The sequence below is a fragment of the Pantoea sp. Ae19-2 genome (genome assembly GCF_059801205.1).
The window spans coordinates 1,931,082-1,946,118 of record NZ_JBCHWE010000001.1 but is presented as its reverse complement, the minus strand read 5'-3'; the positions used below and the strand labels follow the sequence as shown (position 1 = coordinate 1,946,118).

Annotated in this window: 18 protein-coding genes; 7 read left to right on the top strand and 11 right to left on the bottom strand. The window is 53.5% G+C overall.

Annotated elements, in window-relative coordinates:
* Window positions 1-2 precede the first annotated feature (2 nt).
* The 4 genes from rnt to AAIE03_RS08930 all read right to left on the bottom strand — a co-directional run bounded on the left by rnt (window position 3) and on the right by AAIE03_RS08930 (window position 3,057).
* A complete protein-coding gene (gene rnt, locus AAIE03_RS08945; protein ID WP_029569947.1) occupies window positions 3-674 on the bottom strand; it encodes a ribonuclease T in 672 nt (223 codons plus the stop codon).
* 119 nt (window positions 675-793) lie between these two features.
* On the bottom strand, window positions 794-1,201 hold the full coding sequence (gene gloA / locus AAIE03_RS08940; protein ID WP_110286828.1) for a lactoylglutathione lyase: 408 nt from the start codon (window positions 1,199-1,201) through the stop codon (window positions 794-796).
* 110 nt (window positions 1,202-1,311) lie between these two features.
* Complete coding sequence (locus AAIE03_RS08935; RefSeq protein WP_250331012.1) at window positions 1,312-2,409, bottom strand: alkene reductase; 1,098 nt, start codon at window positions 2,407-2,409, stop codon at window positions 1,312-1,314.
* A 45-nt stretch (window positions 2,410-2,454) separates the two neighbouring features.
* Window positions 2,455-3,057 carry a TetR/AcrR family transcriptional regulator gene (locus AAIE03_RS08930; RefSeq protein ID WP_014605950.1) on the bottom strand — a complete coding sequence of 201 codons (603 nt, stop codon included), beginning with the start codon at window positions 3,055-3,057 and terminating at the stop codon, window positions 2,455-2,457.
* A gap of 175 nt (window positions 3,058-3,232) precedes the next feature.
* On the opposite strand from AAIE03_RS08930, the gene AAIE03_RS08925 reads away from it, so the two are divergent.
* From AAIE03_RS08925 to AAIE03_RS08910, 4 genes are all read left to right on the top strand, one after another.
* Complete coding sequence (locus AAIE03_RS08925) at window positions 3,233-3,472, top strand: DUF1289 domain-containing protein (RefSeq protein WP_071785158.1); 240 nt, start codon at window positions 3,233-3,235, stop codon at window positions 3,470-3,472.
* Window positions 3,473-3,540: 68 nt separating this feature from the next.
* Window positions 3,541-4,437 carry an aldo/keto reductase gene (locus AAIE03_RS08920; RefSeq protein ID WP_498562954.1) on the top strand — a complete coding sequence of 299 codons (897 nt, stop codon included), beginning with the start codon at window positions 3,541-3,543 and terminating at the stop codon, window positions 4,435-4,437.
* Between the two features lie 81 nt (window positions 4,438-4,518).
* Window positions 4,519-5,037 carry a superoxide dismutase family protein gene (gene sodC, locus AAIE03_RS08915; protein WP_014593613.1) on the top strand — a complete coding sequence of 173 codons (519 nt, stop codon included), beginning with the start codon at window positions 4,519-4,521 and terminating at the stop codon, window positions 5,035-5,037.
* Window positions 5,038-5,173: 136 nt separating this feature from the next.
* Entirely contained in the window at window positions 5,174-5,641 is a 468-nt protein-coding gene (locus AAIE03_RS08910; protein WP_014593614.1) for a hypothetical protein, read from the top strand.
* Here AAIE03_RS08910 and AAIE03_RS08905 read toward each other — a convergent pair whose 3' ends face one another.
* Genes AAIE03_RS08905 through AAIE03_RS08895 form a run of 3 tightly spaced genes read right to left on the bottom strand, consistent with a single transcriptional unit; the run spans window position 5,642 to window position 8,744 of the window.
* Window positions 5,642-7,642 (bottom strand): FUSC family protein, encoded by a 2,001-nt coding sequence (locus AAIE03_RS08905; RefSeq protein WP_028715080.1) that lies wholly within the window; start codon window positions 7,640-7,642, stop codon window positions 5,642-5,644.
* Complete coding sequence (locus tag AAIE03_RS08900) at window positions 7,639-8,496, bottom strand: HlyD family secretion protein (RefSeq protein WP_197665913.1); 858 nt, start codon at window positions 8,494-8,496, stop codon at window positions 7,639-7,641. The genes AAIE03_RS08905 and AAIE03_RS08900 overlap by 4 nt, the downstream gene beginning before the upstream one ends.
* A 5-nt stretch (window positions 8,497-8,501) precedes the next feature.
* The gene (locus AAIE03_RS08895) at window positions 8,502-8,744 is read right to left on the bottom strand and encodes a DUF1656 domain-containing protein (protein WP_013025621.1); all 243 of its coding nucleotides are present in this window, start codon (window positions 8,742-8,744) and stop codon (window positions 8,502-8,504) included.
* A 141-nt stretch (window positions 8,745-8,885) separates the two neighbouring features.
* Between AAIE03_RS08895 and slyA the strand changes: the two genes are divergently transcribed.
* Window positions 8,886-9,323, top strand: coding sequence for a transcriptional regulator SlyA (slyA, locus tag AAIE03_RS08890; protein ID WP_013025622.1), 438 nt, complete (start codon window positions 8,886-8,888; stop codon window positions 9,321-9,323).
* 44 nt (window positions 9,324-9,367) lie between these two features.
* Here the strand turns inward: slyA and slyB are convergent, their stop codons facing one another.
* Window positions 9,368-9,835, bottom strand: coding sequence for an outer membrane lipoprotein SlyB (gene slyB / locus AAIE03_RS08885; RefSeq protein ID WP_013025623.1), 468 nt, complete (start codon window positions 9,833-9,835; stop codon window positions 9,368-9,370).
* A 284-nt stretch (window positions 9,836-10,119) separates the two neighbouring features.
* Between slyB and anmK the strand changes: the two genes are divergently transcribed.
* Window positions 10,120-11,256, top strand: a complete 1,137-nt coding sequence (anmK, locus tag AAIE03_RS08880; RefSeq protein WP_028715081.1) for an anhydro-N-acetylmuramic acid kinase — start codon at window positions 10,120-10,122, stop codon at window positions 11,254-11,256.
* A gap of 32 nt (window positions 11,257-11,288) precedes the next feature.
* Here anmK and AAIE03_RS08875 read toward each other — a convergent pair whose 3' ends face one another.
* Entirely contained in the window at window positions 11,289-11,522 is a 234-nt protein-coding gene (locus AAIE03_RS08875) for a DUF4060 family protein (protein WP_006119000.1), read from the bottom strand.
* A 229-nt stretch (window positions 11,523-11,751) separates the two neighbouring features.
* Window positions 11,752-12,963 (bottom strand): diguanylate phosphodiesterase, encoded by a 1,212-nt coding sequence (locus AAIE03_RS08870; protein ID WP_013025625.1) that lies wholly within the window; start codon window positions 12,961-12,963, stop codon window positions 11,752-11,754.
* A 721-nt stretch (window positions 12,964-13,684) separates the two neighbouring features.
* On the opposite strand from AAIE03_RS08870, the gene AAIE03_RS08865 reads away from it, so the two are divergent.
* Window positions 13,685-13,960, top strand: a complete 276-nt coding sequence (locus AAIE03_RS08865; protein WP_014605943.1) for a hypothetical protein — start codon at window positions 13,685-13,687, stop codon at window positions 13,958-13,960.
* A gap of 221 nt (window positions 13,961-14,181) precedes the next feature.
* Here the strand turns inward: AAIE03_RS08865 and budC are convergent, their stop codons facing one another.
* Window positions 14,182-14,946, bottom strand: coding sequence for a meso-2,3-butanediol dehydrogenase (gene budC, locus AAIE03_RS08860; RefSeq protein WP_013025626.1), 765 nt, complete (start codon window positions 14,944-14,946; stop codon window positions 14,182-14,184).
* Between the last annotated feature and the right edge of the window lie 91 nt (window positions 14,947-15,037).

Here is a 15,037-nt window from a genome sequence, read left to right as displayed (position 1 = left end):
CTTTACTCCGCCGCGCCCTGATCTTCTGTTGCCTCTTCCGCTAGAGCCAGCGGCCAGCCTCCCAGACGTTTCCAGCGATTGACCAGTTCGCAGAACAGCGTGGCCGTTTGCTGCGTGTCATACAGCGCAGAGTGCGCCTGACTGCTGTCAAATTCCATCCCGGCCGCTTTGCAGGCTTTGGCCAGTACCGTCTGACCCAGCACTAACCCGCTCAGGGCGGCCGTGTCGAAAGTGGCAAAAGGATGAAACGGATTCCGTTTCAGGCTGGCGCGTTCGGCGGCAGCATTCATAAAATTAAGATCGAAGGTCGCATTATGCGCCACCATGATCGCGCGATTGCACCCGGTATCTTTAATGCCTTTGCGCACCAGTTTAAAAATGGCATGCAAGGCTTCGTATTCGCTCACCGCGCCCCGTAACGGATTGCTGGGATCGATGCCGGTAAAGGCAAGGGCTTCCGGATGCAGCAGAGCGCCGACAAAAGGTTCAACATGAAAATGCAGTGTCTGGTCGTGATGAAGCCAACCCTCGTCATCCATTTTCAGCGTAATGGCCGCGACTTCCAGCAGCGCATCGGTTTGCGCATTGAAGCCCGCCGTTTCCACATCGATAACCACGGGATAGAAACCACGAAAGCGTTGATTGAGTGCGTTGGGGGAAGACGATTCAGACATCAGGATCTCATTGCAGAAAAAGGGCAGCGCGTAGTATGCCAAAAAAGCGCCCCGTCTGCAGCAGGTACAGGTAAGGTAAGCGAGAATCAGCCCGCGTTGCGCAGGCTGATGTTGACGGCTTAGCTGCCGAGGCCGTGTCCGGCATGTTTATTTTCAATCAGTTCGATTTTATAACCGTCTGGATCTTCAACAAAGGCAATGATCGTGGTGCCACCTTTGACCGGGCCGGCTTCACGCGTCACGTTACCGCCGTCGTTACGGATGCGCTCGCAGGTTGCGGCAACATCATCAACGCCCAACGCGATGTGACCATAAGCGTTACCGAGATCGTAGCTTTCAACGCCCCAGTTGTAGGTCAGCTCAATAACGGCACCTTCGCTCTCTTCGGTGTAGCCCACAAACGCCAGGGTATATTTATATTCAGCGTTTTCGCTTTGGCGCAGCAGGCGCATGCCCAGCACGCGAGTGTAAAAATCAATGGAGCGTTGCAAATCGCCAACGCGCAGCATGGTATGAAGTAAACGCATAGCTTCCTCTTTTGAAAAACGTCATCCCCGGATGACACAAACACTCAGTATAGCGACGATAATCGCCAAAGAATAACCGCAGCCGTGAAAGACTCACGGCTGCCTGCGTTTTACAGTGCAGGATAGTCAGTATAGCCTTCAGCGCCGCCACCGTAGAAGGATTCGGGACGCTGTGGATTCAGTGGTGCATCTTGTTGTAAACGCTGGGCCAGATCCGGGTTAGCGATGTAATCCCGACCAAAGGCAACGGCATCGATCAAGCCGCGGCTGATAAGATCATCCGCTTTCTCAACGGTGTAAGCGCCAGCGCCAATAATTACGCCCGGGAAGGTATCACGGACTTTCTGACGGAAGGCGTCGCTGTAAGGTGTACCGCCTGCCCAGTCAGGTTCTGACATATGCAGATAGGCAATCTTGCGTTTCGCCAGTTCAGCGATGTACCACAGTGCATCTTCTTCTTCGTTCGGGCCATTATCCAGGTTCTGGAAGCTGCCGACAGGAGAGACACGGATACCAACACGATCCGCTGACCAGTTGGCAATCGCGGCATCGACCACTTCAAGCGCAAAACGTCCGCGTTTATCAACGCTGCCGCCGTACTCATCGGTACGCTGATTCGAGGACGGTGACAGGAACTGGTGCATCAGATAGCCGTGAGCGGAGTGCAGTTCCAGCATGTCGAAGTCTGCTTCCCGCGCATTGGCAGCGGCCTGACCAAAATCGGCAACGATTTGCTGAATTTCACTGATGCTCAGTTCGCGCGGCACTGAGGTATCTTCGCGATACACGCTGCCGTCTTCGGCACGCAGGGAAGTGCGTGTGCCTGCGGGAATCGCCGAAGGCGCAACCGGCGCTTTACCTTCCGGCTGGACGCTGTTGTGTGAAATACGGCCGGTGTGCCACAGCTGTACGGCACTGTGTCCGCCTGCCTGGTGGATACCTTCGTTGATATTTTTCCACGCGGCGATTTGCTGCTGGGTGTGCAAACCCGGCGCACCCGCATAGCCTTTGGCCTGGAAAGAAATCTGGGTCGCTTCGGTAATAATCAGGCCCGCCCCGGCGCGCTGACGATAGTATTCGGCCATCAACGGCGTCGGGATATCGCCTGGCTCAATGCTACGCAAGCGCGTCAGCGGGGCCATAAAGACACGATTAGGCACGGTAATTGCGCCAACTTTTAGCGGACGAAACAGCTGAGTACTCGCCATAACAACTCCTTTCAAGTAGACCGGTCGTCTACAAATTGTGGTTTTTTAAACCAGTGGCGCTTTCAGCCACTGTTCGATGGTAATAAATGCCAGCCGCAGGGGCTGTGCCTTACGGGAAAGCTTGCTTTGCAAACTGGCTCCGAGCCACAAGACATAGAGTAGCTCTGCCAGCTGTTCAGGCGGATGCGGCAATATCAGTCCTTCTTCCTGCTGTGCCGTCGTTAAGGCGCGGCTATAAGCCGCGATAACATGACTGGCACCGTGCTGCAGGGCACCGCGCATGGGTTCAGACAGGTCGCAAACTTCAGCCGACAGTTTCACACTCAGACAACCGACGATGTGCCCCTGTTGTTCAAACACCGCAAGCGCATGTCTGAAATGGTCTAACAATCGTTCTCTCACCGTGCCCGCTGGCTGAGACAACTGTTGCTCTACCTCATGCAGGTAGCGGACAAAGTAGCGCTCAAGCAGGGCAACGCCAAACGCTTCTTTTGACGGGAAATAGTGATAAAACGACCCTTTCGGAATGGCCGCCTGTGTCAGCAGCTGACTCAGCCCCATGGCGGTAAATCCGCGCTGCAGGCAAAGCTTCTCGCCCGTTATCAGCAGGTGTTCACGTGTTTCATGACGTTGTGGCATCTTGTTCATGGGCTTTATCCTGGTAGACCAATCGGTCTAATGCAAATTTTAATCGCGGGACAGGCACAGAGTGTTAAATCATCACGTATTGAAAGTGAATAAATCGTCCGTGTTGTGATTATTTCTTGCACAATCGCACCAGTCTGTCTTCAATAGAGGGATGCACGTTTTAGCGGGGGCAGTTGTGGCAGAGCAGCTTGAGTTTTTTCCGGTTCCCAGTCCATGCCGGAGTATTTGTCAGACAGATTCACGTGGCTATTGCCTCGGTTGCCTGCGCAGCCGCGACGAGCGTTTTAACTGGATGCGCTATACCGACAGCCAGAAACGTGACGTGCTGCGCCTTTGCCATCAGCGCCGCCTGCGTATGCTGCGTCAACAGCATAAGGATGAGCCTCAGGAACCCCAGCAACCGACCTTGTTCTGACCCCCGCGCAATTTCCGTTATACTCCCTGACAGACAACCAGCCGCTTTTGTGTCACAGGGAGAACACGATGTTACAACCGCAAGCTATTGCGCCACAGGGCCCCCACTTTTCACCGCTGATTATGGGCTACTGGCGCCTGATGGAGTGGGACATGACGCCACAGCAACGGGTCGCCTTTATTGAACACCATCTTTCACTGGGGATTTCCACGGTCGATCATGCCGATATTTATGGTGATTACCGTTGCGAGGCGGCGTTTGGTGAAGCATTAAAACAGGCACCCTCGCTGCGCCAGCGGCTTCAGATTGTCACGAAATGCGGCATTGCGACGCGCGCCAAACCCGAACATCAGATTGGCCATTACATCACCGATACCGCACACATTCTTGCCAGCGCAGAGCGTTCGCTGCAGGCTTTTCACACCGATTATCTCGACCTCCTGTTGATTCATCGGCCCGATCCCCTTATGGACGCCGATGACGTTGCCGAGGCGTTTCTTCAACTGCATCAGGCCGGTAAAGTGCTTCATTTCGGCGTGTCCAATTTTACACCTGCGCAGTTTGCCCTGTTGCAGTCGCGTCTGCCTTTTAGCCTGGTCACTAATCAACTTGAAATCTTTCCCGTTCAGCAAAACGTGCTGCTGGATGGTTCGCTGGATCACTGCCAGCAGCAACGCCTGCGCCCTATGGCATGGTCCTGTCTCGGGGGCGGACGTCTGTTCAGCGATCCCCATTTCCAGCCGTTGCGCGACGAGCTGGCGCGGGTCCGAGAGGAGACAGGCGCATCCAGTCTGGAACAGGTCGTCTACGCGTGGGTGATGCGCTTGCCGAGCAAGCCGTTACCTATCATCGGCTCCGGCAAAATCCAGCGCGTCACCGAGGCGGCGGGGGCCGTGGATCTGTCGCTCAGTCGCCAACAGTGGTTCCGTATTCGTAAAGCAGCGCTGGGCTACGACGTACCCTGAGCGTAAACATTCGTCAATTTGCGGCAATCTTTGCGCACTGAGGCCAGGCTTAAGCTGAACCCAGAGCACTAAGGAGCCACAATGAAAGTGAAAACTATCGCGTTGTTGACGCTGTTAACCTGCGGCGCAGCCCAGGCCGCCAGTGAAGAGGTGACGATTCATGAGGTGTCGCCGCAGGGTATCGGCAAATCTGTTGGCACGGTGAAGATCGAAGAAACGCAATATGGTTTGCAGTTTACGCCCATGCTGGCGGGGCTAAAACCGGGCATCCACGGCTTCCATGTCCATGCAAAAGGCAGCTGTGAACCAGGTGAATCAGAGGGGAAAACGGTGGCCGCGGGCGCGGCGGGTGGTCATCTGGACCCGGATAATACCGGTAAACATCTCGGACCCTACGGTGAAGGTCACTTAGGGGACCTGCCAGCGCTCTACGTGGATGACCAGGGCAAGGCCAGCTATCCCATGCTGGCACCCCGGATCAAAAACCTGAGTGAGATAAAAGGCAAGGCACTGATGGTTCACGTGGGCGGCGATAATCACGCGGATCACCCGAAACCGCTCGGCGGCGGCGGGGCACGCTTTGCCTGCGGCGTAATCTGATCAGATAGTCTGGCGGCATCGGTTGCCGCCAGCATGGCTTTTCGTACGTTGAAGATTTGTTGTAGCATCATGCCTTCATTCCCCCCTATGATACTGATTCCCGTCATAAAGCCTGACAACCTGAGGAGCAGGGTAAATGAAATGGAAGGGCGCATGGTTACTGTGCCTGCTGCTGGCAGGCTGTGATAAACCCAATGATACGCAGTTGGTAACCGAAACCGGGCGAGAGCTTCAGCGTACCATTGATACCAATCCTGCACGGATTCGGTGTGAACATATCGCGAAAGGCCGTGAGCGGCTGAGTCGGGACGTGGTGCAAAAACTTGAAGCATCGCATTGCCAAAATGTTCTGCGTAGCGCCACGGAAACCAATTTCACAGATACCACGATCTATCACCACAATACGGTGATGATTTGCGGCGGCATCACGGGGAAAAGCTTCACTGGCACCTTCATTTCCCGGCGCTTTATTTTCTCCCCGGATGAAAAAGCGCTGGTTATTGAGCCGGTTTCTGAGGCGGATAAGACGCGATTCGAAGGACAAAAAACGGTACAGCAACTGCAGGATGATTTTAACCGCCAGCATCAGCAGTACTGTCAGTAGTCAGTCGGGAATGGCCTGTTTCAGCTGTTCCAGCGAACAACGTAAGCGCCACAACAATCCGGCAAGCGTTTCGGCTTCCCGGGTATTTTCCCTGATCGTTTCATCTGTCATCGTCTGTAGCGCATCCAGTGCCGCATCAAGTTGCCGGTGCTGAACACCGCGAAGGCTCATCACATGTTGCAGATCCTGCATCGCACGCTCGCGATACTGATTCAGAACTGCGGATTCGGTGGGCCAGTCGCGCAGCTGCCAGACGAGGTGTGAGCAGTTGAGCAAAACCACGCCCCAGCGCAGTAGCCAGACGCGCGCTTTTTCATCCCGACTGCTGCTGAGCTGGCCGATCTTGTGATAGATCAGCGACTCGAAGCGGTTTTGACTCAAATGGGGCCGGGGGCGAAGCTGATCGAGAAAAGCCATGCGCAGAGACTGAATATGGCGTCGGCTGCGGCGGCTATCCGAACTGGGGCGCAGCAGCTGAAACGCCAGCCAGGCGAGCAGTACGCCGCAAATTTTGGCGATATTGCCGTCAAAGAACGTTTGATAGTCCCAGTCTGGTGGATTGGTCACGGCCAGAAACGATCCCAGAAAAACAATAAACTGTCCCCACATGGCGGCCCGCTGTTTCTGCTGCACCCGGAACAGTTGCAGGGTCAGCAACAACGGAAATAACACCGCCAGCAGTTGCCATAGTTGATTAAACTGCACCATCAGCCCGAATTTAAACACAAAGCTAAATGCAAACAGCCACAACAGCGTTTTCAGTAATAACGTAATGCTGCCTGTGGGTGAGGGAGCCGAGGCGTAAAGCACGCAGGCGATCGCCGTGAAGGTGAGCGCCGATGCGCCCGAAGACCACTGCGTCGTAATCCAGAATGCGCAACCCGCGACCACGACAGTAAAAGTGCGCAGTGCACTCCAGCCTGCCTCTGCGCTATCGCTCTCACTGGCCAGCGCCGATACGGCCGGTGGTTGAAAGCGGGTATCCGCCTCGGCGTGCTCCAGCAGTCGTATCCAGCGCAATACGTTGAGGTACATCCAGCAGAAGTAGCGCAGCCGCTGACAGAACGCCCGCTGTCGATAATCCCCTTCGCTGGCAGGCGTAATCGTGCGCAACAACGCCGCGAGCCGATACTTATTGCAGTCGGGTTTGGCCAGTTCCTGCATGATAGCCTTCAGTACCTCAAACAGCGCCTCAGGTGCATCGGGCCAGTTCAGCAGCATACGACGAAGACTGGACAGCACGCTGGTCAGTCTCAGCTGCTGATGCAGGATGTAATTCAGCACGTTATTCTGGCGGCGAAAGCGATAATGGCTCCAGAAGGCCTGGATGCGTAATAAGTTCATGGTCAGGATCTGACCAATCACCGTTTCATGGGCGCTGCGTATCTCGTCATTACGGGTGTCCTGCAGCAGGCGCGTGGCATGTTCCAGCAGGCGGGCGTGCATCTGTTTTAGCGCGTGGATGAGTGCATCGCCGTCAGAGGTGCTGGGTAAGAGCATCATCATAAAGCCCGCGCACAGCAGCCCGGAAATCACTTCACATACCCGCGCCTGAGCAATCTCCCACAGGCTGGTGATGTCCGTCAGGTTGACACAGCTGAAGGCAATAATGGCTGCGGTATAACCCGCCAGCGAAAAACCATAGGCCACATTGTTTTGATAGTGGTTTGCCACCCAGGTGCACAGCGCCAGCCAGCCGGCAATATACAGGGTGAACAGCCAAGGCTCGTTTAACGTATGGCCGGCAATCAACAGCGCAGCGGCCGCCCCCAACAGGCTGCCCACGATGCGGCCCAGGCTTTTACTGATCACGCCGCCAAGGGTAGGAAAACTTACCACTGCTGCTGAGGTCATGGCCCAGTAAGGCTCGTCCAGGTTCAAACCATAGGCAATGCTCAGCGCAAGGCACATCGCGCCTGCATTGCGTAACGCATAGCGCCATTGATTGCGATCCGCCTTTACCCAGGGAAGGTTTCCCCAGGCCAGCCCGTTGAGATTCATGGTGCTATCGTAATCGTGCAGGTTGTACCGGCGATCAACAGCGCGCGATCGGGAAGCGATGTGAGGCGGATACGGACAGGGACACGTTGCGCCAGACGAACCCAGGGCACGTTCGGTTTAATATCCGGCAGTAAACCGTTATCCGCCTCCAGGCTTTGATCGTAGATAGCCCGCCCGATGCTTTCTACCTGACCGGTCAACTGCGCGCCGCTGCTGTAAAGCACCACGTTGGCAGCGGCGCCAGGATGAATGTGGCGCAGCTTGGTTTCTTCAAAGTAGCCGACGACGTAGTAAGAGTGGCTGTCGACCAGGGCAAAAAGCGGCGTACCGGCGCTGGCGTAGTTGCCAGGGCGCAGGGTTAAATTACTCACCCAACCGTCCGTGGGGGCGGTGAGGGTGGTTTGCTGCAAGTTCCATTGCGCCTGATCACGCTGTGCCTGTGCCGCCTTCACGCTGGCCAGTGCGGCATCGGCGTTCAGACGGGCAACATCCAGATCTTCACCTGAAATGGTATTGCGCGGCAGCCGGCTTCGCCTGCTGAACTCGTTTTGCGCTTTAGCGAGATCGGCTTTTGCCTGGCTAAGCTGCGCATCGGCTTTATTCAGATCGATTTGCCAGGGGACGGGGTCCAGCGTCAACAACGTTTCGCCTTTGTGAACAAACTGATTATCTGTCACCTTCAATGCCACAATGCGTCCTGAAATCTGCGGCGTGATATCCACTAACTCGGCACGCACTTTTCCATCTCGTGTCCAGGGCGACTGCATGTAGTAATTCCAGGCCCACCAGGCACTGAGCAGCGCAAGGGTAAAAACAATCAGCGTTGAAAAGTACTTTAATCCGGAAAATTTCATCGTTTTCATCCGTGATCCATCAGCCAGAGTGAGGCCGTCACGCACAGCACAAATAAGGAAAGATCAAACAGTGTGGGATGCCAGACGTCGCCAGAGGCGAGCCAGCCGCGCAGCAGTGGGTGAATCAGCAGCCAGAGAAAAAAACCGGCCAGCACCGCTTTAAACAGGGGAGGAAAGTAAAGTGACGCACCGAAAATCAGTTCCGTAAGTGGGTGAACACTGAGAAATCCGTTGCTGATGATATCCATTATGGGGATGCACTCTGGAACAGGTTAGTGAAATATTTTCAGCCGAAACTGTCTACTTAGTGATTAGTAATTTAACTTCCGGCTTGCAAAATACTATACAATGCAGCCTGATAGCTAGCCGACTAATTATAAGGAGATAACATGGATACCCCACTCGGAACGGACCTGTCCAGACTGGTGCGCATCTGGCGGGCTCTGATCGATCAACGCCTGAAGCCACTCGATTTAACCCAAACGCATTGGGTTACGCTGCACAATATCCATCAGTTACCGCCTGAGCAGTCACAAATTCAGTTAGCCAAAGCCATCGGTATCGAACAACCTTCGCTGGTCAGAACCTTAGATCAGCTTGAAGAAAAAGGGCTGATTACCCGAACCACCTGCGCACATGACCGCCGAGCCAAACGCATTAAGCTCACACAACAGGCCGAGCCGGTTATTCAGCAGGTCGAACACGTGATTGACATTACCCGTGACGATATTCTCACCGGTATCAGCCGCGATGAGATCAATCAGATGGTGTCGCTGATTGCGCGCCTTGAGAAGAATATTCTCGAACTACAGAACAAAGAAAAGTAATACCGACGCACAGTGCCCGTCACCGGCGTCGGTGGGTGATTGTATTAGCGTGGAGAAACGGTGACCTGGCTGCCATCGGTCGCCATCGCTACGCGCTGTCCTACAGAGTAACGGCTGGCGGCCTGTTTCTGCACCACCATAATGGTGTTGCCGTCATCCTTGCGGATTTCCAGTTCAACACCGTCTGTTTTGTTCATCGCACCTTGCACGCCCTGGCCCGCAACGCCACCCAGTACGGCCCCGCCGGCTGTTGCCAGGCTGCGTCCCGCACCGCCGCCAATCGTGTTGCCCAGGAATCCACCCAGTACGGCACCACCGATAGCGCCAATGATATTGCTGTCATCGCCGCCCTGAATTTTAACCGGACGTACGGACACTAAGGTACCGTATGAAACGCTCTGGACCTGTTTGGCTTCACTGGCGCTGTAGGTATCGCCCGACAACGTATCGGTATTGCTACAACCTGCAAGCATCACTCCAGTCAAAGCGACCACAATTACACGCTTAATCATTTGAAAACTCCTTTATTCAAGAATGCGCCTATCTCTCGCGAAATCCTGTAAACAGTATAAGACAGAAAACTGGAGAATTGACCTTTGCCGGTATAAAACATGGCTGACGCCAGCATAGACCGTTAAATTTTAACAATGATTCAATCGATGAGAAAAAAATTTCTAAGGCGTTAACTCACAGGCAATTTATTGATTAAAAACAAATTAATCATGGATTTAACCGCAATTTTTTGTCAGGCTTAACGCGCGTAACACCATTTTCACCTTAATGAAAAGGAACGGCTATGAAATCAGGACGCTACATCGGCGTGATGTCGGGCACCAGTCTTGATGGTGTGGATGTGGTTCTGGCGGCCATTGACGAAAATATGGTGGCTCAGCAGGCCAGCTACTGTCATCCCATGCCACCGGATTTGCGTCAGGCTATTCTGGCCATTTGCCAGGGACAGGCCCTGACGCTGTCGCAGTTAGGGCAGCTTGATACGCGGCTGGGGCAGCTGTTTGCTGAGGCGGTATTGACCCTGATGCGCCGTGAATCCCTTGAAGTTGGCGATATCACGGCGATCGGCTGTCACGGGCAAACCGTATGGCATGAGCCGCAGAGCGCAGCGCCGAATACGCTGCAAATTGGCGATCACAATCAGATAGTTGCCGCGACCGGCATTACGGTCGTGGGGGATTTCAGGCGGCGTGATATGGCGCTGGGCGGGCAGGGCGCACCGCTGGTGCCGGCCTTCCATCAGGCCTTGATGATGGATGCCACCGAACGTCGCATGGTGCTGAACATAGGCGGGATTGCGAATCTCTCTTTACTTATTCCGGGGCAGCCTGTTCGCGGGTTTGATACCGGGCCTGGCAATATGCTGCTTGATGCCTGGATATGGCGTAATCAGGGCAAAGCTTACGATAAAGATGCCCAGTGGGCGCTGAGTGGCAAAGTCAGTCATGCCCTGCTTGATACGTTGCTGCGCGAGCCCTGGCTCGCGTTGCCGCCGCCTAAAAGCACCGGGCGGGAGCTGTTTAACCTGGGCTGGCTTGAACAACATCTGCGTCATTTTCCTGGCATCGCCGCACAGGACGTTCAGGCTACGCTTAATGAATTTACCGCCGTCAGCATCGCGCAACAGGTGAAACTCAATGACGGATGCGATCGTTTACTGGCCTGTGGTGGGGGAAGCCGCAATCCGTTACTGATGGCGCGACTGGCTTCGCATCTTGCGGGTACCGAAGTGACGACAACCGACACGATCGGTATCAACGGGGATGATATGGAAGCGCTGGCGTTTGCCTGGCTGGCGTTTCGCACCCTGTCCGGCCTGCCCGGAAATTTGCCTGCGGTCACCGGCGCACGCGAAAAAAGCGTGATTGGCGCCATTTATCCCGCCAATCCGTTGTTCATGCGACAGGGGAAAGGGGACTGAATCTGTCCCCTTTTAGAACAGCGTAAAACGAATCAGGCCACGCCAGGCAGATGCGTTAACTTGCGCACGCCCGTGATGACGGTTGCCACGATGGTTTCACGCCGGGTAATGACTTCAACCTGGTAGTATTTGCTGCGATAGGCAATTGAATAGATAACCGGATGGTATTTATTTCCCTCACCATAACGAGACATATGGGCTTCCAGCGCGCGCGAGGCGGCAACGATATGGACGGGTTCTTTATCACCGCGGATGATTTGCTTCATTCAGTCCCTCAAATGCTATACCTGTGGGGCACGCCTTAACAGGGCGCGTTGCGTCGGTCTTTAACACTGAACATCTGACTGCTTAACATCATCGATAATTTAAAAAACAGCGTGCACGTCTAATATTGCAGCGCAATGACACAATCTGAAACGTGCTACTAATATTTAGCAGCACGTTTTATGTCCGGCAAGAGAGAATGAAAATTTATTGTGTTGCGGGAGCCAGGGTTTATTTAAGCTCGGGCCAGGAAACGGAAGATACGCCATTTAATTTCGGCCAGGAAAACAGGAATCCCTGAAACTGTGAAATGCCGGCGGCTTCCAGCCACATCCACTCTTCGGGCTGTTCAATCCCTTCTGCAATCACGGTAATTTCCAGCGATGAACAACATTTTAAAATCGCGTGGACGATAGCCTGCTTCGGGCCACTCTTGTGCACGTTACTAATAATACTGCGGTCGATTTTAATTTTATCGGGCTGGATCTGGGTAAGCAGTGATAACCCGGCATAACCCGCGCCAAAATCATCGAGCGCGACGCTGATACCGGCGGCTTTGAGCTGTTTCAGCGCGGCGGCAAATTCGTCAGGACGAGAGATGATCTCATTCTCGGTAAACTCAACGACAATTTGCTCCGGCACCAGCTGGTGGGCATGAATTTCCGTCAGCAGAAAGTCGACCGCGTCGGGAACAAGCACCAGCGACATCGGCAGCAGATTGATCGACAGCACCATATCATCCAGGCCGAGCGCCTTTGCCTGTGCAAAGGCCGTGTGTTTAGAGTGCAAATCGTTGCGGTAGATATCATCCGGATCAAGGCGGGAAAAATAGTGCTGTTGCGTTTCACCCTGATTGCCGCGAAGCAGCGCTTCAAGGGAAACAATTTTGCGTGCAAAGGGATCAATAATGGCCTGAAAAGCAAAATTTACGCCTTCCTGATTCAGCATGGCAACATCACCTTCGCGGGTTTCGGCCTCATCCTGAATAAAATCCCAGCTGTCTGCTGAGGGAATTTCAAAATAATTTTCTTTCTCGCGCGCTTCAACAAAGGTACGCAAGAATTTAAGCGCCCGATCTTCATAGGTCAGCTGGTATTTGGTGGTGCCTTTTTCCAGCACCGCATTAAGCACCGTGGTTTTATCGTATTGCCGCAGGTCAAACAGCTCCATGCCCACGTTGCCGAAACGTCGCGCAGGGGCATAATCGCGCATTAATTCCACAATATTATGATGGCTGGTATCGCGGCAAATACGTTCGTAAACCGCCAGCACATCACGTTCAGGACCTTCAAGGAGCTGAAAAAAGTGGGTGCCATTAAACAATAAAATACCGGTGACGCTGGATGATTCATTAATTTTGTTAGCCTTGGTGACTAATCCCTCCAGCATCTTAAGCGGAACATGGTCAGCGATGTGACTGCGATAGATAATTGTAGACAACATAAAGTCTTCCAGATTCTTGTTTTTTTACCGCACACATTGCCAGATCGCTTATCAGGCGGAGCCTAATCCTGCTGTACTACCATCGCAAAATGTGTCCTTGCCGTGCATTTCTCCAGCACGGCACAGGGGGCGCTTACCTGTGATGTTCCGTTGTCACAGAAGGTTTAACACGATCGATCCATGGGGTGGATAACAGACCATGGCGGGGGCAAACAGGTTTTTTATTATTCTGTTCATTACCAGCGTGTTACGCATTGTTTCTATTATATCAGCACTTCAGTGGTTAGGTATTGAATAGACGTATCTTTTTTGCAGGTTATGGTCCGTTAATAAATGACACCGATGAGTATTATTCTCAGGTTACCTGGGGTAATCAAATTATCCTGGTTCCCTGACTGCTGCCCTTGAAAAGAAAACAGCAGTAGCCTGATTTGGCATGTTTTTTTAACCAAAATGTCGAAGAAGAGAGGTAAACACAATGATTAAAGTATCAAATCTGATCTTGCACCTGGCGCCTTTTTCAGCAGCCAGAGTCTGATAAGATGCTAACGTAAGTCAGTGACCCCGCTGCGAATAAATCTCAAAACCCCTGTTTTGTCATTATCCCTGTGGTTTTAGGGATAATTCTCAGCTAGGGTTAACAACGCTACATTATTAAATAAAACCTTACATCACTCTTTTTATCGTCCTGATTGACACAGCGACCAGCAGGGGCAGTCCTATGCTTAAATCAAGCTACTATTACGTATGTCCTTTTACCCGAGGCGGATGGATAATTCATAAAGAAGGTTGTAGCCAGCTGGATAACAGCCGTGGAAGTGAATTTATCGGTTCACTCTACACCCGGCAACAGGCCTTAACGGTCGCGAAAATCCATCATCCGGATGCGATTCTCTGCACCGCCTGCCTTAGCCCTTTCGTCTGTCCCACTGCCGGGCGGAGTCTGGCATCGCGCAATCGGGCCATGCCGACGCGACATACACCTAAGTCTTCCTGAATATTACGGACGTCAGCGCCGACGTTACGCGCGGCGGAGATATCGGTTTACTGCGCCTGAGGCGTGAGCGCGATATAAAGAAATAATGTGTGAAGGTGAAATAATAATAACCGCGAAGAAGGGTGCACATTATTACCTGGTTAACAGGCGTGACGCTCACGCCTGTTAATATTAACGCCGAAAACTACAGCTTAACGCCGAAAACTACAGCGCTGTGATGATTACGCCTGTTTAGGCTGTCCGTTCGAAGCGGTCAGGCCGCCATCAACCGGCAGATTTGCGCCGGTAATATAACGTGCGTCATCGCTGGCGATAAAGGCAATGGCATCAGCAATATCTTCAGGCTCACCTGCGCGTTTAAGCGGAATGCGGTCATAGAAACGCTCAAGCAGGGCCTGATCGTTTTTCACCGCTTCCGTCAGCTCGGTGAAGGTAAAGCCCGGGCAAATCGCATTCACTCTCACGCCGTCCGCGCCATAATCCATGGCCAGTGACCGGGTGAAGTTGGTAACGGCGCCTTTGGCCGCGTTATAGACGCTCATGCCCCAGTCGCCACCTAATCCTGATACCGACGAAATATTCACTACGTTGCCTTTCGATTTCAGCAGGGCAGGCATAAAGAAGTGCACACAGTGGAATACGCCGTCGAGATCGACGCTCATCAGCTTCTTCCAGTCAGCGGGTTCGATCTCGTGGATGCGTCCCTGAACGATAATCCCGGCATTGTTAACCAGCACGTCCATGCGGCCATATTTTTCTTCAACGCGGGCGGCCAGCGCTTTTACCTGATCGGCCTCAGCCACGTCGCAGGCCGCTGCCATATGGCCATCGCCGGGCAACTGTGCCAGGACTTTTTGCAGCTTATCCTGATTACGGCCAACCAACACGACAGATGCGCCTTCTTGTGCGAAGCGTTTGGCGCTTGCTTCACCAATTCCTGATCCGGCTCCTGTCACTACAACGATTTTACCTGTAAATCTGGACATTTTGCCTCCTTAATGGCGTCGCTTACTGTTTTAACCCTGTTCAGCCTGGCAGCCCTGCGGCCCAGGTCAAGCGCAACGGTACCGGATGCGT